Source organism: Coprococcus sp. RTP21281st1_F1_RTP21281_210402, from assembly GCF_040915325.1.
In the GTDB taxonomy this organism is placed as follows: domain Bacteria; phylum Bacillota; class Clostridia; order Lachnospirales; family Lachnospiraceae; genus Coprococcus; species Coprococcus aceti.
The window spans coordinates 1-19369 of sequence record NZ_JBCPDQ010000001.1; the positions used below are offsets into that span (position 1 = coordinate 1).

At 32.3% G+C, this 19369-nt stretch carries 24 protein-coding genes; all 24 read left to right on the forward strand.

Annotation, left to right across the window (positions count from 1 at the left end):
* Nucleotides 1-99: 99 nt before the first annotated feature.
* The 24 genes from AB5150_RS00005 (at nucleotide 100) to AB5150_RS00120 (ending at nucleotide 19362) form a co-directional block, all read left to right on the forward strand.
* The gene (locus tag AB5150_RS00005; protein WP_368290951.1) at nucleotides 100-540 is read left to right on the forward strand and encodes a YopX family protein; all 441 of its coding nucleotides are present in this window, start codon (nucleotides 100-102) and stop codon (nucleotides 538-540) included.
* A 261-nt stretch (nucleotides 541-801) separates the two neighbouring features.
* The gene (locus AB5150_RS00010; RefSeq protein WP_368290953.1) at nucleotides 802-2013 is read left to right on the forward strand and encodes a hypothetical protein; all 1212 of its coding nucleotides are present in this window, start codon (nucleotides 802-804) and stop codon (nucleotides 2011-2013) included.
* Between the two features lie 60 nt (nucleotides 2014-2073).
* Entirely contained in the window at nucleotides 2074-3207 is a 1134-nt protein-coding gene (locus AB5150_RS00015) for an AAA family ATPase (RefSeq protein WP_368290954.1), read from the forward strand.
* Nucleotides 3208-3220: 13 nt separating this feature from the next.
* The gene (locus tag AB5150_RS00020) at nucleotides 3221-3700 is read left to right on the forward strand and encodes a hypothetical protein (protein WP_368290955.1); all 480 of its coding nucleotides are present in this window, start codon (nucleotides 3221-3223) and stop codon (nucleotides 3698-3700) included.
* Nucleotides 3693-5252: a DnaB-like helicase C-terminal domain-containing protein gene (locus AB5150_RS00025; protein WP_368290956.1), complete on the forward strand. Its 1560-nt coding sequence runs from the start codon at nucleotides 3693-3695 to the stop codon at nucleotides 5250-5252. Before AB5150_RS00020 ends, AB5150_RS00025 begins: the two co-directional genes overlap by 8 nt.
* 18 nt (nucleotides 5253-5270) lie before the next feature.
* Nucleotides 5271-6299, forward strand: coding sequence for a hypothetical protein (locus tag AB5150_RS00030; protein WP_368290957.1), 1029 nt, complete (start codon nucleotides 5271-5273; stop codon nucleotides 6297-6299).
* Nucleotides 6280-7884 carry a DHH family phosphoesterase gene (locus tag AB5150_RS00035; protein ID WP_368290958.1) on the forward strand — a complete coding sequence of 535 codons (1605 nt, stop codon included), beginning with the start codon at nucleotides 6280-6282 and terminating at the stop codon, nucleotides 7882-7884. Before AB5150_RS00030 ends, AB5150_RS00035 begins: the two co-directional genes overlap by 20 nt.
* On the forward strand, nucleotides 7862-11188 hold the full coding sequence (locus AB5150_RS00040; protein ID WP_368290959.1) for a PHP domain-containing protein: 3327 nt from the start codon (nucleotides 7862-7864) through the stop codon (nucleotides 11186-11188). Before AB5150_RS00035 ends, AB5150_RS00040 begins: the two co-directional genes overlap by 23 nt.
* The gene (locus AB5150_RS00045) at nucleotides 11172-11711 is read left to right on the forward strand and encodes an ERCC4 domain-containing protein (protein ID WP_368290960.1); all 540 of its coding nucleotides are present in this window, start codon (nucleotides 11172-11174) and stop codon (nucleotides 11709-11711) included. Before AB5150_RS00040 ends, AB5150_RS00045 begins: the two co-directional genes overlap by 17 nt.
* A gap of 29 nt (nucleotides 11712-11740) precedes the next feature.
* Complete coding sequence (locus tag AB5150_RS00050) at nucleotides 11741-12001, forward strand: hypothetical protein (protein WP_368290962.1); 261 nt, start codon at nucleotides 11741-11743, stop codon at nucleotides 11999-12001.
* Nucleotides 12002-12209: 208 nt separating this feature from the next.
* Nucleotides 12210-12776: a hypothetical protein gene (locus AB5150_RS00055; RefSeq protein ID WP_368290964.1), complete on the forward strand. Its 567-nt coding sequence runs from the start codon at nucleotides 12210-12212 to the stop codon at nucleotides 12774-12776.
* Nucleotides 12777-12928: 152 nt separating this feature from the next.
* Nucleotides 12929-13381, forward strand: coding sequence for a helix-turn-helix domain-containing protein (locus tag AB5150_RS00060; RefSeq protein ID WP_368290965.1), 453 nt, complete (start codon nucleotides 12929-12931; stop codon nucleotides 13379-13381).
* Nucleotides 13356-13544, forward strand: a complete 189-nt coding sequence (locus AB5150_RS00065) for a hypothetical protein (RefSeq protein WP_368290966.1) — start codon at nucleotides 13356-13358, stop codon at nucleotides 13542-13544. Before AB5150_RS00060 ends, AB5150_RS00065 begins: the two co-directional genes overlap by 26 nt.
* Nucleotides 13545-13563: 19 nt before the next feature.
* A complete protein-coding gene (locus tag AB5150_RS00070) occupies nucleotides 13564-13740 on the forward strand; it encodes a hypothetical protein (RefSeq protein WP_368290967.1) in 177 nt (58 codons plus the stop codon).
* 2 nt (nucleotides 13741-13742) lie between these two features.
* Nucleotides 13743-13895: a hypothetical protein gene (locus AB5150_RS00075; RefSeq protein ID WP_368290969.1), complete on the forward strand. Its 153-nt coding sequence runs from the start codon at nucleotides 13743-13745 to the stop codon at nucleotides 13893-13895.
* Between the two features lie 45 nt (nucleotides 13896-13940).
* Nucleotides 13941-14264 (forward strand): hypothetical protein, encoded by a 324-nt coding sequence (locus AB5150_RS00080; RefSeq protein ID WP_368290970.1) that lies wholly within the window; start codon nucleotides 13941-13943, stop codon nucleotides 14262-14264.
* 31 nt (nucleotides 14265-14295) lie between these two features.
* On the forward strand, nucleotides 14296-14832 hold the full coding sequence (locus AB5150_RS00085) for an AAA family ATPase (RefSeq protein WP_368290971.1): 537 nt from the start codon (nucleotides 14296-14298) through the stop codon (nucleotides 14830-14832).
* Nucleotides 14822-14983: a hypothetical protein gene (locus AB5150_RS00090; protein ID WP_290987858.1), complete on the forward strand. Its 162-nt coding sequence runs from the start codon at nucleotides 14822-14824 to the stop codon at nucleotides 14981-14983. The genes AB5150_RS00085 and AB5150_RS00090 overlap by 11 nt, the downstream gene beginning before the upstream one ends.
* A 42-nt stretch (nucleotides 14984-15025) precedes the next feature.
* Nucleotides 15026-15301, forward strand: coding sequence for a hypothetical protein (locus AB5150_RS00095; RefSeq protein ID WP_343087448.1), 276 nt, complete (start codon nucleotides 15026-15028; stop codon nucleotides 15299-15301).
* 50 nt (nucleotides 15302-15351) lie between these two features.
* Entirely contained in the window at nucleotides 15352-15963 is a 612-nt protein-coding gene (locus AB5150_RS00100) for a hypothetical protein (protein WP_343087447.1), read from the forward strand.
* 30 nt (nucleotides 15964-15993) lie between these two features.
* Nucleotides 15994-16377, forward strand: a complete 384-nt coding sequence (locus tag AB5150_RS00105) for a hypothetical protein (RefSeq protein WP_368290975.1) — start codon at nucleotides 15994-15996, stop codon at nucleotides 16375-16377.
* 110 nt (nucleotides 16378-16487) lie between these two features.
* Complete coding sequence (locus AB5150_RS00110) at nucleotides 16488-16610, forward strand: hypothetical protein (RefSeq protein ID WP_368290977.1); 123 nt, start codon at nucleotides 16488-16490, stop codon at nucleotides 16608-16610.
* Nucleotides 16603-18591, forward strand: a complete 1989-nt coding sequence (gene ligA, locus AB5150_RS00115; RefSeq protein ID WP_368290978.1) for an NAD-dependent DNA ligase LigA — start codon at nucleotides 16603-16605, stop codon at nucleotides 18589-18591. The genes AB5150_RS00110 and ligA overlap by 8 nt, the downstream gene beginning before the upstream one ends.
* Before the next feature lie 129 nt (nucleotides 18592-18720).
* Nucleotides 18721-19362 carry a hypothetical protein gene (locus AB5150_RS00120; RefSeq protein WP_368290979.1) on the forward strand — a complete coding sequence of 214 codons (642 nt, stop codon included), beginning with the start codon at nucleotides 18721-18723 and terminating at the stop codon, nucleotides 19360-19362.
* The last annotated feature ends 7 nt before the right edge of the window (nucleotides 19363-19369 follow it).

Here is a 19369-nt window from a genome sequence, read left to right on the forward strand (position 1 = left end):
CCCTTTGGGGCGAGCAGTAACAATAGCCCTTTGGAGGGCTGATAATAAACCACCACTTGAAGTGGTGGTTGCTAACTTAGAGAATATAAGTGGTGGAAAATGAAGAATTTAGATACGCAGCTATGTAAAGCAAAATTATTAAATTCTAACACATGGATTACAGGATTTTATGCGAGTAAACAAGAGACTACATATTGTTTTAAAGAAGATTATGATAGAAATCCTGTTCAGACATGTCATTATATCATTTGTGATGAGATGACAGATTGGGGATTACCAAATGTGTTTAGAGAATATGAAATAGATCCAAAGACATTGTGTAGATGTACAGGCAGCCATGATAAGAATGGTAAGTTAATCTTTGAAAACGACATTCTAAACGGAGAATTATATAATGTAGTCTCTTATGGAAATGGTGAGAATGAATTTCTCGGAATGAATGTTGGTTGGTATGTTCAGAGAGATAACTTCGAATCATGGTGTGAATTAAATGATTTGGAAATGTATGAAGTAACAGGAAATATCTTAGATAATATCTAATCAGTCTTGAACGATTCAGTTCAAAAATTCCAAAACAAAATGTCACGAATAATATATAAAATACGTGACAAATAAGAGAATAAATAAATGCAGAAAACATTTGTATGGGTGGAAGAACAGCATACCCTTGGGTTTTTATACTCAAAAATCACTGATTATACATAGATGTTTACATAAATTAACTTCTGTGTTCCAGTCGTAAGACTGTTCAAATATAGTTATCAAAAAATTTTATTACATATTATAAGGAGGATTCATTTAATGAATTTTGAAATGACAGGAAAGTTAAGCATTAGTAAGGAGAGTGACAAGTTTCATCCTTATCAGGAGAAACAGTTTGACTCTGGTTGGATTCGTAAGCAGTTAATGTTCAATGTTGCTTGTGGTGACAACAGACATATGCTTACTGTTACATCTGGTGCTTTCGCAGATGGACATGGTGATGTGTACACATTTTCTAAGAGTGGTGTAGATGAAGATGGTAATAAGGTTAAGGGAGAGTCATTAAAGATTCCATTCAAAGAGAGACTTACTTCTCCAAAATTAGCAGAGGTTGCCGAATTCAAGAAGTTTATCTTTGATCTTGAGAAGCCTGGTCGTAGATATAAGCTTGAGAAAGCTGCTGAAAAGGTTAAGGAAGGTACAAGTCTTACAGACGAAGAGTTAAAAGAGATTGGTCTTGAGAGCGAAACAGATGTAAATGCCGAACTTGAAAAGAGTAATAAGAGAAGACATGAGTTTATTTCCGAGTGGGATTTTATTGATTTTATCAAAAAGGTAATTGAAAGTGGAAAGTATTCTGATAAGAAATTCTTTATTCGTGGAAATGGTGAATACCAGTATTCAGATAAAAACGAGAGAGTATATGAATCTTATGTTCCTAATCGTATTTATCTTGCGGCAGATGACGCAGAAGAGGTATCTACAGCAACAATCAATATTTTGTTTAACTCTGAGAGCTTAGATGATATGAGTGTTGAGGAGAAGGGTAAATATTATGTAAATGGTTACATGATGGAATATGACAATAATCGTAAGGGCAATATCCCTGTGCCAGTTACAATTACAATTCCAGTTCCTTCAGAGGATGCAGATGAAAAAGCCAAGAAGAGAGCAGAGTCAATTAAGCATAAATTTATGGTTGATGATGACACATTCAAGGAATATGGGGCTGTTGTTAATATGCTGAATGGAGCACAGAAGACAGAGATTACAGAAGATATGCTCACTGATGAACAGAAGGATGATTTAGAGTGTGGTCTTATTACTATGGATGATATTCGTACTGAACTTGGTGGAAGTGTATACGGTGAAAGAATTAGAGAGTATCAGTTCTTAAAACCAGCAAAGGGCTTTACTAAGGGCAGACAGGATACAGTCTACACTGGGGACGATATGATTATCAAGCCACTCGAAGAGGAAGTTCCTGAAGGAACAGAAGACTTATTTGAAGATGACGATGATGAACTTTAAAAGAGATGAGGGCATTTGCCCTCTCTCAAAATTAAATAAAAATATGGAGGAATTATATTAATGAAGAAACCTATGTTACAGAGATCAGCAACAGAGATTAATAAGATTACAGGATTTATTATGGGTGTTCGTAAGTTTGGTAAGACGAGCTTATGGGCAGATATGATTAATGCGAAGTTTGGAGATCCAGAAAAAGGATTGCTCGTATCATGTGGAATGGAACATGGTACTAATATGATTGATAATATCTTTACTACTCACGCTAATACATGGAAAGATTTAGTAGAGGTTAAGGATTGGCTTATTAAAGAGAAAGGTAATGAACACAATGTCGAGATGGTGTGTTTCGATAGTGCAGAAGAGTTTTTCGGGATTGCAGAATCAGAGGTAATCAGATTATCTATTCTTGAGAATGGTAAGAAGATTAAGTCAATCAAAGCTGCTTATGGTGGATATACAAATGGCGAGAAAGAGTGTGCAAAGCTTGTAAAGAAGTTCCTTAATGACTTATATAATGCAGGAATTATGCCTTGGATGATTGGTCATACAAAGTTAAAGACTGTCAAAGATAAGGCTTCTCTTGATGAAGAAGGTTTTCAGAGATTAGGTTCTTCTCTTATTGCTGATTATGAGAGTGCAGTCGCAGATTGCTTTGATATTATCGCAACAGGACTTATTGACAGAGAAATCGAAGAGAAAGGTGAAGGTGATAGTACAAAGCGTTATGTTAAAGAGACAGAGCGTAGATTATACTTCCGTGGCAATGAGATTGTAGAAGCAGGTGGTAGATTAAAGGATTTATCAATTCCTGAGTATATTCCATTTGATCAGTTAAATATGGGACAGACATTTATTGATACTATTGAAACCGCACTCAAGAATGGACGTGTTGATGCTACAACATCTGAATCAAAGAAGGTTACATCTAAGAAGACAGCTCCAATTAAGGAAGAGAAGTCGGTAGACTCAGATCCGATTGAGGATGATATTGACGACATTGACACACCAGTTGAAACGACAGTAGAGGAGACATCTACATATCCAGATGATTTAGATGCTGTTATCCGTAAGATGTATAAGGAGTGTAAGGATGCAGAACTCAAGGCATCAGTCAAGAATGTAATTGCTGAGTATGGTAAACTCAACGATGTTGACGAGGATGGATTAAAGAGAATCTACGACATGATGAATTAGTGAGGTATAGCACATGCTGGTAAAATGCAGACTGTGCGGTACTAAGGTAGATAGAAATGAAGCATTCAAAGTAGTAGTAGGTGGTAAAAACACCTACTATTGCAATGAAGCTGAGTATCAAAAAGTATTGCACGAGAGAGAAGTAAAAGATAACACTTATGAGTGCATTAATCAGATATTTGGATATAAAGTTCTAAATTCTGCACTGTTCAAAGAGATAAATCTTTTATTGGAGATATATTCTTATGAACATATTTTGGCATATCTAATAGAGAATAAAGAGTATATAACAAAGGTTCTTGAAAAAGATTTTGTAAGTGAATATGCAAAGATTCGATACTTCGCTGCAATACTAAAAAATAATATTGCTGATTTTAAGATGAAAGAACCTGAAAAGCCCAAAGAGGTGAATGTAGATATGCCAATTATAAACTATAAGAGAAGAAATAAACGTAGAAGTTTATCTGAAATTGAAGAAAGTGTAGGTGATTGACATAAGTGAATTTATTACAGGTGTGAAAGAAAAGTATCCTGCTCAATTATTAAAAGGTAGGATTGAGATAGAGGGTAATGTCATTAGTTGTTTCTTCAAAGATATGCTTCTACTTGACGACACAACATTTGAGCAGAAAGATTTTGTTACAGCAGATGGTCTTTTTTATTTTTCGTTATTGAAAAATTTACGAAAGAAGGGATTTTATTCTCTGGATGAAATTACTATTCTGTCTAATATGAATCAAGAAGTTATTGAAAAATTTGAGGATAAAGGTGGTTGGGAAACAATTCAACACCAGATTGATATTATCAATACTCAGAATTTTGATACATACATAGATATTCTTTATAGAGAGAATATTATGATAAACATGTATAAAGATGGTTTTAATCTTCTGCAAGAAATAACAATAGGAGATAAGAAAGTAATTCCGCTAAAGTTATTTAGAAAAATGACTGCTGAAGAAGTCACAGATTGGTATGAAGCTCGTATATCCAGTTATGGTACAGGATATAGTAGCAAGATTCTTGAAGAGGAAGAAATAGATTTTGATGATGAATTTATTGAATCTTGTAAAGATGGTGAAGAGAATGGTGTTCCATTTGATATAGCAGGATATGATAAAAATGGGGAGGAAATGAATTGTTTTCCTTTTCTATCACGACAGATAATGGGGTTACTTGAAGGGACACTTACTATGATGGGTGGTTTCTCCAGTGCAGGTAAGTCTACTTGGTGGATTACAGTTCTGATGGCACTTCTACATTATGATCGAAAAATTCTTATTATCTCCAATGAGGAGAATATCAAAAAATTCAAGATAAAATTCATGGTCTGGTTGCTTGGAAAGCGCAATAGATATTTCAAACTTACAAAAAAGAAAATGACATCTGGCGATATAAATGCAGAAAGCAGAGAACAACTAACGGATGTTCAGAAGTTTTGGAGAGAGAATTATAAAGGAAGAGTCAAATTTATTTCAATCAATGATGCAGATATGAGAGTGGTTAAAAAGAAAATTCGTGAGAATGTTCTAAGACATGGATATGATACTGTGTTATATGACACATTCAAAATTCAAGAAGGAGATTTTTCATCTGCCAGACAAGACTTATCACTTGTAAGAGATAGTCGAGAACTTGATAAATTAGCAAAAAAATATAATTTGATTATGCTTGCTTCTGTCCAGTTAGCGGAATACATGAAGGGTAAACTGTTTCTTGATGCAAGTTGTTTGAGTAATGCAAAGCAAATTAAGGAAATTTTGGAAAATTTATTCTTAATGCGAACTGTATATGCGGAAGAATTGGACGAAAAAAGTAAATACTATTGTCGTCCGTTTAGGCTCAAAAAAGTTAATGATAAATGGATAGAAGAAGAATATAAACCAGATCCTAATGCAGTATGGCGAATGTGTTTTACAGAGAAATGCCGTAGTGGTGCTAATTCAAGCGATAATGGCATTGCATATTTACTGAAATATGATGGTGATCATTGCATTTTCCGTGAAGTGGCACAATGCCGTCCTCGACATGGTGAAATAAAATAACAAATTATGGAGTGATATATGTTAGCTGATGTTAAAAAAGAACTGATAAATCACCCAGATAAGCTAAAAGATGTTCTTGAACATTTTGGCTATTGTAACATAGTAATTCGTCCCAAATATATTTCATTTGGGCGAGATGAGAAATCTTCAAAGAAAAGTATAGTAATCAATCTTGAAAACAATGAATACCTGTACATTATAGATTATGCAAGAAATATCAGAAAGGATATTTTTTCATATATTATTGAACAAAGAAAAGTTGAATTCATAGATGTCCTTAATGAAGTAAGACATGCATTAGGTATTACAGATTACTATGATTTCTTTGATAATAGAGGAATTTTTGGAGGATTTTATGAGAAGATTAGAAAACGAAGAACAAATAAAGTCAATACATATGATGATTCCATCTTAAATTGCTATGTTCATTGTGGGAATACAAAGTTTCTTGCTGATAATATATCACTTCTTTCACAAAATTTTTTTGGTATAAGATATGATGTAGAGTCACAAGGCATTGTTATCCCCATAAGAAATCAGTATGGACAGCTTATGGGTGTTAAAGAACGATTTAATTATGATGTTGCTGATGGTGAGATGAAATACTTTTATGCTGTACCTTGCAGCATGAGTCAAACATTATTTGGTTATTCTCAAAATTATGAATTCTTAGTAGATAATACTATCTACATCTTTGAAGCGGAAAAGAGTTGTATGCAATGCTTTTCTTATGGGATAAGAAATTGTGTATCTCTTGGAAGCGGATCTATTTCTATTCAACAAGTCAAAATGTTACTCGAATTAAATCCCAAAAAGATAATTTTCCTGCATGACGTAGGATATGGATTAGAGAATATTATGAGAAACATTGACATGATAAAGAATTATTCTAGGTTCACAGAGATAGAACTTGGATATTGGAATTATTTTGGACGAGGATATAAGGATAAAGTTTCGCCATCTGATTTAGGAAAAGAATGTTTAGAAAATATTTTGCAGAATGAAATAACAATGATTGGAGATGAGGATGACGAAGACGAATTATAGAATACTAAATGATTGTCGTGGAATGTATGAGGATGAAGTATTTGATACGATTTTAAGTCAAAGAGGAATTAATGATGTTGAACATTTTTTGACTCCTACAGAAGATGATTTGCTTCCCCTAGATTCATTACTTCGTATTGACGAAGCATATCAAAGAGTAGATAGAGCAATTGTAAATAATGAGCGTATTGGAATTTTATTTGATACAGATTTAGATGGAATTACATCAGGAACAATAATGACCAGGTATTTCAGGTATTCTACTGATAACATTAAAACTTATATTGATGAGGGTAAAATGCATGGTTTGATTGGGCAAGATTTATCTCAGTTTGAAGGCATTGATTTACTTATTATTGTAGATAGTTTGGATAAAGATATATCTCAATATAAGTTATTAAAAGAAATGGGAGTAGATGTAATTGTACTCGATCATCATGCAATTAAGGAGAAAGAATCATATGATGATTATGTAATTCTTGTATCTTCCCAGAGGAATTATGAAAATGCCCAACTATCAGGTGCAGGTGTTGTGTGGAAGTTTTGTAAATATCTTGATGAACAATATCTTACAGATTATGCAGATGAACTTGTTGATTTAGCTGCATGTGGTCTTGTTGGAGATATGATGGATATGACTGTTATGGAGAATAGATATATTGTATCTAAGGGATTAGAGAAGATATATAATCCAGCAGTTAAGAAAATTGTTGGTGGCTTTGAGTTTAATAGTACCGCTATTGCATTCAGCATTGCACCAATTGTCAATGCAAGTAATCGCATGGGTAAAAATGAAATTGCTATGAAAGCATTTTTGGAAGACGAAAATAAACAGGTTTTGGCTTACGTGAAAGAATTAAAAAAATGCAAGGAAGAACAAAACAAAGAAGTAGATAGATTATTACCCGATGTGTTGAAACAATGCGATACTCAAGTAGACAAGAAGATGATTATTACATATATAGATACACCTTATGGTGTTAGTGGATTACTTGGAAATAAGTTATTGGAAAGGTATCAAAAACCTATTCTTGTTCTAAAAGACATTAAGGATACATTTTCTGGTTCAATGAGAGCAATTGGGGTAGATGATTTTCGCCAGATTTGTAACGACAGTGGTTTTGCAAAAGCAGATGGACATGAATTAGCAAGTGGTATTACTATAAAAAAATCTGACATTGATAAGTTTGCATTATATATAGAAGAAACTCTTCCAGAATTGGAATCTGACACTTCTATAAATGTAGATATTCAGATTAATATTTCAGATGTTACTCGCAAACTTGTAGAGAATATAAAGAAGATAGATAAAATATCTGGTACAAATTTTAAGCCTGTAAAAGTATTTATTGATGGTATTGATGAATATGAAATCGGTCAAATGAGTGACTATAAACATCTTGTAATAAAACCAAATGATTATCTACAAATTATCAAATGGAATTTTGATGGTTCATTTGACGAGATGGAGGATCATTCGATGATGAATGATGAGTTGGAAATTGTATGTACACTTGATTCGGGATTTTTTGGTAGAAAATTTGTATTAAAAGCAATATGTGATGAGATTAAGGAGGTGGCTTGATATTTCTGATATTGAATTAGTTAAAAAAATTATTCCAACATTAACGTTTAAATTTCCTTATTCCGCAGAAGATTATGTGAAAAATTTATATCTTGAAAATTATCATTGCCATAAAGATTTTAGTAATACATCTACCCCAGATTGTGCTGAATCAATTAATGCATACGCTGATAGAGTACATGAGTTTGGAACAAAATGTTTATATTCTGGCGAACATGGTTCACAAGGCAATCAGTTCCAAGTATATAAAGTTGCTGAGAGTGAACATCTTAAATATATACATTCATCTGAAGTATATTGGGTAAAAGATAGAAAAGAAAAAGATAGAGCAAATTGTCATATGATTGTAGCAGCTAAAAATGCTGAAGGTCGTGGAGACATTAATTTTGCTTTATCTATGGCAAATATTGATGGATATTATTATAAGCCACGTATTGACTTGGAATTATTATTTAATATTCCAAAGGACAATGTGATTGTAACGTCAGCTTGTGTTGCAGGTTGGAATTATAAAGATGCAGAAGATATATGGCTTAAAATACATAAATATTTCGGAGATAATTTCTTTTTAGAAGTTCAGTATCACAACACTGATAAGCAGAAAGAACTTAATAAAAAGATTTTAAGAATTGCAAAAGAACATAATATTCAGATTATATGTGGTCTTGATAGTCATTATGTTAAAGAAGAAAATGCAGTTAAACGTGATCAGATTCTGAAATATAAAAATATTAATTATCCAGATGAAGAGGGGTGGTATCTCGATTATCCTGATACTCCAACAGTCATTAAAAGATTTGAAGAACAAGGTGTTTTAAACAGAGAAGAAATATATAGAGCAATTATGAATACAAATGTTTTTGTAGCAGAATGTGAAGAAATTGTTCTTGATAGAAAATTTAAAATTCCGAGTGTTTACAAAGGAAAAACCTATAAAGAAAAATGTAAAATTTACAAAGATGTTCTTAATAAAGCTTACGCAAAAGAAAAAGAAAAATCAAAAGAAAAAGCCGATGGTATTCGATATGAAGCAAAGCAAGTTATGGAAGCTGGTGTTGTGGATTATTTCTTAACAAGTAAGGCTATTGTAGATGACGCAATAAAAAATGAAGGTGGTATTTTAACAACTACTTCAAGAGGTAGTGCTGCATCATTTATAACAAATAAACTTTTAGGACTTACAACTGTTGATAGATTCAATGCTGATATTCCTATTTATCCTGAACGATTCTTGACTAAGGAACGTGTATTAGCTGGTCAGATGCCAGATATTGATTTGAATGTTGCTACACAAGAACCATTTGTTAAAGCAGCAAGAAAATTATTAGGGGAACATGGCTGTTACCCATTAATGGCAATAGAAAAACTTAAAGAAAAGGCAGCTTGGCAGTTATATGCTGGTGCAAACGAAGTTAAACCAGAGGATGCGAATCAGATTTCAAAGTATCTTGATGAATATAATAAGGCATTAAAATATGCAGATGAAGATGAAAAGGATGATATTCATGTAGAAGATTATATCCCAGAAGAGTATGCAGAGTTATTCAAACAGAGTAATGAATATCAAGGGATCACAATCAATTTAAAAGTACATGCTTGTGGTCATTTTATCTTTGATGGCGATATTCGTAGAGAAGTAGGATTAATAAGTGCTGTTTCTGAATCAACTGGCAAAAGAACAGTATGTGCAGCTATTGAAGGTGGTTATCTTGATGAATTCGGATATGTAAAAGAAGATTTTCTTATTGTAGATAGTGTTTATCTTACATATAAATTTTTTCATAGCATTGGCATGGAAGTTCCGACATTTGATGAACTAAGACATATGATTGATGGTGATAAAAAAACATGGGATATTTATGCTAATGGTATTACATGCTGTGTTAATCAGTGTGAGAAAGAAGCGACCACTAATCGAGTGAAGAAGTATAAACCGCAAAATCTAGCAGAGTTAAGTAGTTTCATTGCAGCAATTCGACCAGGTTTTGCGTCATTACTTAGCACATTCTTGAATCGTGAGCCATATACTACAGGCGAGAAAAAGATTGATGATTTATTATCTGATACTGCACATTTCATGATTTATCAGGAATCTATTATGAAAGTATTATCATTCTTGGAATTGAAAATGGCAGAAACATATGGAGTTATTAAAAATATTTCAAAAAAGAAATATAAATTACATCCTGAAATGTTAAAAGAATTACAGGAACGATTAATAGAAGGTTGGAAAGCAGAAATCGGTAAGACAGATAATTTTCATAATGTTTGGAATGTAATAGAGTCTTCTGGATCTTACGCATTTAATTCTCCACATGCCTATTCAATGGGTGGAGATTCTGCCTATCAAGCATGGTTCAAAGCACATCATACTAAAACATTTTATGAAGTAGCAATCAATCATTATCAGGAAAAGAATAAGAAGGATAAGATAGACGCTCTTGTTAAAGAAGCAATTAAATTTTGGGGATATAAACTAGGCGATTATGAATTTGGTGCAGATAACAGAAAAGTGACAATTAATGAAGAAAATAAATTAATATATCCAAATTTGTCAAGTGTAAAAGGCTTTGGTGAAGGGGTTGTTGATACCCTTTATGAATTAGGACAGTCGAAGTATAAAACATTTACTGATGTATTAACTGCATTATTTTCAAATTCAATTAATAAGACCATTGTAAACAAACTCATTAGAATCAATTATTTTAAGAAATATGGTGATGTAAATACTTTACTTGAGATTACAAGATTATATGATTTGTTAAATGGTGCGAAGCAGATCTCCAAAGATAAAGCTGAAAAGAATAATATTCCATTTGATATACTTGTAAAACATGGAAATGAGACAGCCAAACAATTTAATAAACTTGACTCTGAACAAATTATTAAGGAATTGATTTCTAAAATTCCTTGTAGAGAATTAACTTTAAAGGAAAGACTTGATAATCAAAGAGAAGTTCTTGGTATTGTCAGTGACTCGGATTCTAAAGTAAGTAAACGTCTATATTATGTTTCTGAACTTGATATTAAAAAATCTATTGTAAATGTCCATCTTTTTGAAATCTATAGTGGTAAAACACGAGAAGTAAAAATGTGGACAAGTCAGTATAATCGAAATCCATTTGATCTAGGTACTATTCTATATATTATTTCCCTTGAAAAAAAGAATAAAAAAGAACCAACTGGTGAAATAAATCCAGTTACAGGTAAAAAAATTTATAAAGAAGTACCTGATAAATTTGAATTTTGGTTGAGCAAATTTGTAATAAAAAATGATATTGAGGAGGATGAAGACGATATTTAACAAATATAAGTACACAGATAAGGAAATGGAAGAGTTAATATCTTCCATTGTAATCCTTGTTGACACAAGAGAGAAAGTCAATTCTCACATTACGGATTATTTTGATAGAAAAGAAATTAAATATAAAAAGAAAGCTTTAAGCTATGGTGATTATTCATTCATGATCTCAGCTAATGAAAAGCTTGGAATACTTCGTGATTTGTATTTTACAAATTCATGTGTCATTGAGAGAAAAGCAAGTCTTGAAGAGATAAGTGGTAATCTGACAAAAGAGCGTGATAGATTTGAAAAAGAATTATGTCTTGCACTTAAAACAAAAGTTCTGTTGATTGAAAACGCTTCTTATGAAGATATTGCAACAGGAAATTATGATACAAAGTATAATCGAAAATCATTCATTGCATCAATACACAGCTTTTGGTTTAAATATAATATTCCAGTTATGTTTATGCCAAACAATCAATATTCAGGACTATTTATCAGAGAGTATTTTGAATATTTCTTAAAGAATTATCTTCGATAGAGAGAATAATATGGTAGGAGGTAAAAGTCGTGAATTATGAAACTCAGTATTATAAAAATATCCCTCTAAATTTGGTTTCAAGAAAATATAAAAATATGAAAGCAAAGAGATTTGTGATTAATCATACAAATCAAAATGTATGGATTCCCAATAAGCATCTTGAAGAAGATGGAACTATTAAAAGTACAGAAAATATTGATTATGTATTCAGAAAGTCTATAAGACAATTAGAGTTAGCTGGTATCATACAACCAATAATAGGAATTAAAAGAAGGAGTAATGTTATATGAAAATTTTAACACGATTATTTACGAAAAATCTTACTAAAATTCCTCTGTTGTGGATTACATTCAACTGGAAGCTGTTCAAAGAAAATGGTACAAAAGGTTCTTGTATGTGTAATATTCATCCTTGCCTAAAGGATGATGAGCACATCAAGACCACAATACAAGAGTTATGTGACTATATAAGAGAGAATTATGATATGAAGGAGATTATATGAACATATCAATAGAAGAGGCTATTCGTATTTTAGATCTTGAAACATCAGCAGATGCGATTGCAGAAATTGAATATTATGCTGGCTCTAACAGAGATAAAACGATTGAGAAAGTTAATGAAGCTTGTGCAATTGCTTGTGATGTAATGAGAGAGCATTTAAGAGATGTGGAAACAATGTTTTCAGACAAGGAATGTTATGAAGATTTGAGACAGATGTCACATGAAAAGGTTGTTGATTTATTCTTTAAAATGAAAAAGCTATTCAATAAAGCATGTGAGTGTTGTGACAAGTTAGAAAAAGAGAATATTGAATTGACAGATTTGAATGAGTTGATTAATTCCATCACAGACAAACGAAAGACACAATGTTACAAAGATGATGGGAAGGTTTGGTGTTACTACTCTAGTGACTCACTAAATCCGTGTGGTTGTGGCTCAAACTGTTATCATTATGAATTTGATGGTAAGAAAATTTATGGAGTATGTAATGCATGTGATACTGATATTTATGAAATGAAGAATGAGTTTGTAAAAGAAAAATTAAAACAAGGAATTTGGAAATAACTCAAACCTTGGAATGCCCATAAATAGGGCGTTTCAGAGATTCAAAAAGCCAAGGAAAGACGGATTTCTTTTGAAGTTATATACAATATATAGTAGCGGTAGTAATGGTACACAACTATATATTGTACATAGAAATGAGGTGAGTACAATAAATGATACATGAACTAAAATCTAAAAAAGATTATCCACCTACGAGTACACAATTATTATTATACACCAAAAATCATGGAGTGCTAGTTGGTTTTTATGACCCAAGCACAATAAAATTTATAGGCGGTAATGGATTTTTCGAAAAAATTAAAGATAAAAATTTTTGGATACATATTATACCGCATGATTTTTATGCATGTACAACAAACGGATTAACTGATGTTTATGCTTGGTCAGAAATTCCAGAAGCTAAAATATCAAATGAGGAATTTAGAAAATGGCGTAGAGAAGAAGAAATTTCTCAGGGATTAATTGCATTTTATGTTGGATGTAACAAAACAACAATTAGTCGTTGGGAGAAAGGACAAATAAATATTTCACTTGAGTTATATGAAAGAATAATGAAATTTTACAAGGAGAACAAAGACTATGATTCAGATGAACGAAGTAATTAGAGATTTAAAAGCAGGAATTAGTGAAAGAGACGTTCTTGATGAAGAAAGAACATATACTAGCTGCAAGTGTGAGGATAACGATGAAAACTCTTTTGTGATTAAATATCACAATTTTGAAACCAATGAAGATGATAAATACAGAGTTATTGTAGAAAAATTATAAGATAGGAGAATAAATTAATATGGAAATTTTTAATGTACCAAGAGGTTGTGGAAAAACAACGCATCTTATTATGGAAGCAACTAAAACAGGATGCCCAATTGTTGTTGGATTGCAGACTCAGAAAAAGTATCTTGAAGAAACAATCAAAAAATCACTTACAAGCATGTTGATGTATATACAATTCAAGAAATCTTAAATATGAAAAACAAACCTAAAGATATTCTAATTGACGAATTACCATTAGCTTTGAACGTTTTACTTGATTGTAATGTTATTGAAGCAACTATGACAAGCAAATCAAGAGAAATGTATGACATCCAGAGATGGAAAAATGGAGAAGTTAAACTTTAAAATGGTAATAAACGACAGTTTCTTGTGGAAATTAAGGAGGTAAAAATGAACAGAATAACTATTAATGGTAAAACAATCACATGTTCAGGAGCTAATGTTGTCATCAACAATGGAATGGTTATTGTAGATGGTAAAACAATTCAAGAGTGTAATAGTGGTGATATTAAAGTCACTATCGAAGGAGATGTAAACAAAATTGATTGTGGTGGATCAGTAGAAGTTTACGGCAATTCAGGAAGTATTGATTGCGGTGGTAGTTGTGAAGTCAGTGGGGATGTCAAAGGAGATATAGACGCAGGTGGTTCTGTAACTTGTGGTAACGTATCAGGTGATATAGATGCTGGTGGAAGTGTGAGATGTAGAAGATAAGGAGAGTAATAACAAAAAAGGAGAACAAAAAATGGACACAATTGTTGTAAATTTGTTTGGTGAACCATCATCAGGTAAAAGTACCTGTGCAATGGATATTACAGCACAATTAAAAAGACACGGTATCAATGCTGAATATGTTTCAGAATTTGCCAAGGATAAGGTATATGAAAATAATGGTGAGATATTTAAGCATCAGGAATACATTTTTGGTAAACAGTCATTCAAAATGGGACGTGTGAAAGATAAGGTACAAGTTATGATTGTTGACTCTCCTTTAATATTAAGTGCCGTATATAACACTGACGAAGTGTTGGGAGAAGACTTTAATAAGACTGTACTGAATGTATTTAATTCATATAATAATAGGAATTATCTACTCACAAGACACCATTCTTATGAGAACGAAGGAAGATTCCAGAATGAAGACGAAGCAAAAGAAGTGAGAAAAGAAATTATTGATAAGTTAAATCAATACAATATTAAATATGAAGAGATTGCTTCTATAGAATCAAATTGTGGATACATAGTAGAAGAAGTTATGGAGGAAATTAGAAATGAACAGTAAAGGACATTTATTTATTAGTTTAGGGAAATCAGCAATCAGAGTAATTGGTGGAATTGTAACATTAGTGAATGGTTCGATTATTCCACTAGCAGTAGGAATTATTGTTGCTGAAGTTGGTGGTGTGTTAGAAGAATTGGTTGATGAGAGATAGGTTAAGAAGAAACAGTTTCTTGCGAAGATTAGAGGTGATTAAGTGGTATTAATAAATGACAACTGGGAAGAAGTTAGAGATTTGGAAGATGTTTCTAAAATAATCAGAGAATATTTTAATGAAGATTTGGCTTATGAAATGGATAAGATGATTCCTGAACATACAGACGAAGAATATCGGGATTTAGAATGGCAATTAGAGGAAAAAGATGGTGATATTACTTCATTAGAAGATGAAAATGATACTCTTAAAAATCGAATTGAGATTTTAGAAGATAAAATAGAAGAGTTGGAAGAAAAATTAGATAAATGTAAATAACAAGAATCCATTATTTCTTATGAATAGATTAAAAAAATAGGAGAATTAAAATGAAAACAGTTTTTAACTGGTTCGGTGATGATTGGAAGAGAGTAAAAAATCATTGTAGAACCACGGATAATAAAGATTTTACAGAGAATGAAGCAACAGACACTTTTAAAAAGAAGTTGCTTATATCTGAACATTCGCCAATTAGATTACTTGAATTTGATTGGTCGTGGAAAAGTATTTATTACTGGTTGAGTACGGAGTGGTCGAGACATAAATTTGAAAAATTTATTAGCTCACAAAGAGATGATAGATTGGTTGATGATACTCCACGAGGTAAGAAACCACAAGATGCATTGGTTAATTTTGATGGCTATGCTAATATGCAAAACCTTATTGATAGTTGGAGAAAAAGATTGTGTGGCAATGCTACACCAGAAGCAGTTGAATTGGCAGAAGACTTCAAAATTGAATTACATAAGACACATCCTTATGAATCAGATGTGTTAGTTCCTCATTGTATTTATCGTGCAGGTTGCCCTGAGTTTGGTTGTTGTGGAAAGATTACTGATTTTATTAAATGGGCAAAGGATAATAATAAGGAAATTAATTGGCTTAATATTCAAAATAGATATGATTTATACAATGAATGGTTTTATGAAGTACACAAGTAAATGTTCATTTCAATGGGAGGATAATAGAAAATGAAGAAGAAAATAATTGGAATAATTCTCATGATTTGTTTGGTGTTTAGTCTAACTGGTTGTAGAACAGCAGACATAGTAAACCATAATCTATCAAAGGATGGAGACGAATTTAATCTGTACAGAAAGATCACTGTGACTAACGCAAGAACTGACACTATTATGTTGGAAGCTGAAGGTTATATGAGCCTTAGTAATAATAGCAACAATGAGCTAGTAGTTACAATCAAGACAGGCGAAGATACATATTATAAAGATTATATCTACTTAAATGATTGGACATGCTATGTTATGGAACAGACAGAACCGACAAGCACAGATAAGTATCATTATCAGTTAGTGTTCTATCCAGAAAGAGTTATTCCAGATGTTGAAGTTAAATAGAAATAAGTGAGGTGATTAAAATTAGAAGTCTAGCACGAATAGATAAGTTTACGGCAGAACTCAATAGAATATGGAAGAAATATTTTCCTGATTGGAGATATTGTCAGCTCATGATGAATTTTCTTGGATGGATCGCACATGAAAAGAAACTAGATCCGTTTTTTATTGAGGAGAATAAAGCAATTACATATTTAAAAGAGTATTGTGGAGAGGAGGCAGATGATAATGGATAAGTTTGATATAGCACGAAGAGTCAGATTGTTGAATGAAGCGTCTGATGCATATTATAATACAGGTAATCCTATTATGAGTGATAGCCAGTTTGATCAGTTATTAGACGAACTTAAAGAATGGGAAGATGAGACTGGAATAGTATTGTCTAATAGCCCAACACAGAATGTTGGTGCAGCAATTCTTGACAGCATCAACGAAGTGACACATACTGTTCCGATGTTATCTCTTGATAAGGTTCATTCAGTTGAAGAGATTGAGGAATTTGCAGATGGTAATCAGCATGAACTTGTTGCTTCTGTAAAACTTGATGGAATTTCTTGTAGGCTTACTTATCAAGATGGAGAATTAATTAGGGCAGAATCGAGAGGAAATGGTATAGTTGGATCTGATATTACTGAACATATAAAGCAGTTTAAGAATATACCATTACACATTAACAAGAAAGGAACTTATGTAATTGATGGTGAAGCGTTGATAAAACTTGATGATTTTGCCGAGATTAATAAAAACGGAGAGTTTAAGAATAGTCGCAATCTTACAGCAGGTACTTTATCAAGCCTTGATACATCAGTTGTGAAAGATAGAAGGTTATCCTGGTATGCATGGAAAGTTATTGAGGGAGCAGAACCTGATGTTGATGATAATTCATTCTATGATACTTTAAAAGAAGCAACACTGCTTGGATTTGATGTTGTTCCTCATTCGGGAATATTCATATGTATTGGGGATATGTGTCAAAAAATGATTAATACTATGTTAAAATATGCACATGACCTTTACTTGCCTCAAGATGGAGTCGTATTTAGGTTTGATGATCTTAAGTACGGTGAATCCTTGGGACGAACTTCTCATCATTTTAGAGGAGCAACGGCGTGGAAAGCTCCAAATAATTCAGTAGAAACAACTCTGAAAAGGATTGATTTTACTATGGGTAAGACGGGTATATTAACCCCTGTAGCCATCTTTGAACCTATAGAGATAGAGGACACAATAGTTGAAAAAGCATCATTACATAATCTTTCAGTTATGAAGGAGATCATGGGTACTCCTTGGGTTGGACAAAGAATGGGAGTATGTAAGGCTAACCTGATAATTCCTCAAGTAAAATGGGCAGAAGTAGGTGTAAAAAGTGTAAATAAAAGATATATAAAAATTCCAGATAAATGTCCTATTTGTGGTCAACCAACAGAAATTAGAAAAGATAATGATTCACAGGTATTGATGTGTACCAATGATAATTGTAAGGGTAAGCTTCTTGGTAAACTAAGTCATGCGGTGTCAAGAGATGCACTTAACATTGATGGATTCTCAGAGGCATCAATAAATAAATTAATTGATCTAGGATTACTTAATTCAATACAGGACATATACCATTTGTCGGATCACAAGAAAGAACTAGAATCTCTTGATGGTTTCGGTAAGAAATCAATTGAAAAACTTCTTAATTCTATCGAGAAATCTCGTATTACTAATCTTCAGCGTTTCCTTTATGCACTTTCAATTCCACTTGTAGGTAAATCAGCCAGCAAAGACATAGCCGAATTTTGTGATTATAATTTTGATGTGTTTGTTGACAATATACAGGTCGATGGGAAAAGTTCATTTACAGCCATTAATGGTATTGGTGAAACATTAGGGCAATCTATCATAGATTATTGGAACAAGAATGATTCAAAGATAATTGATTTATCAAAAGAATTTATTTTTGAATTCAAAGAACCTATTTGTCATACGTCAAATAATAAATTACTAAACGGTTTGATATTTGTTATAACTGGGTCACTCGAACATTATTCCAACCGTGATGCTCTTAAATCAGAAATAGAATCTTATGGTGGTAAAGTATCTGGATCTATCTCAAGTAAGACTTCATATCTTATAAATAACGATGTGAATTCTACATCATCCAAGAACAAGAAGGCTCAATCATTAAATATTCCTATTATATCAGAAGATCAGTTTATATCAATGATTTCATAAATTTTTTCAATCAAAAAAGAGAATATATAAATGGCACAAATAAATACAAAGGAAGTGAAGTAAATTAAGCTGAACTATAAACGTGTGTCTATAGGGTTAATGGCAGTAATGTACTTGGGTGTTTGCGCAATGCACTACAATTACCTTTCTGTAAAGAATAAGTGCGATGAGTTACAAACAGCCTTAGATATCAAGTCAGACTACATCGAAGTGCTTGAAACCACTATAGATACGAAAACAAAAGAAGAAAACGAAAGATTAAAAGTAGAACAACAAGTAGTGGATTTTTATATAGGTCATATTGAGCGTGTAAATAATCTACCTTCTGTTGAGAATGTAATGGCTATTGAATCTGATAGTAAGAAAGAAAACAAAGAAGATGACTCGCAAGACACAAGTTCAGATTCTGAAGAAAATGAGCTTATTGAAACTGTGTTTGAATCTGAAGAGTATTCAACACCTGCTTATAATGGTTCGATATTAACTGCATCAAGCGGTGTTAATTATTATGGTTCTCAACGAGAGACATATTATAACCTTGATATGTCAGGTTGCATAGATATTATGCGCAGCATGGGAAATACAGATGAATATTGGGTAAGGAAAGATGGCTGTAAAATGCTTGGGAATTATATTATGTGTGCAGCAAATCTTGATGTATACCCACGAGGATCATTAGTGGAAACAAGTTTAGGGACTGCAATTGTCGTTGATACTGGTGGATTCGCTAATAGTGATCCATATCAGATTGATATTGCTGTTACATGGTAATAAGGAG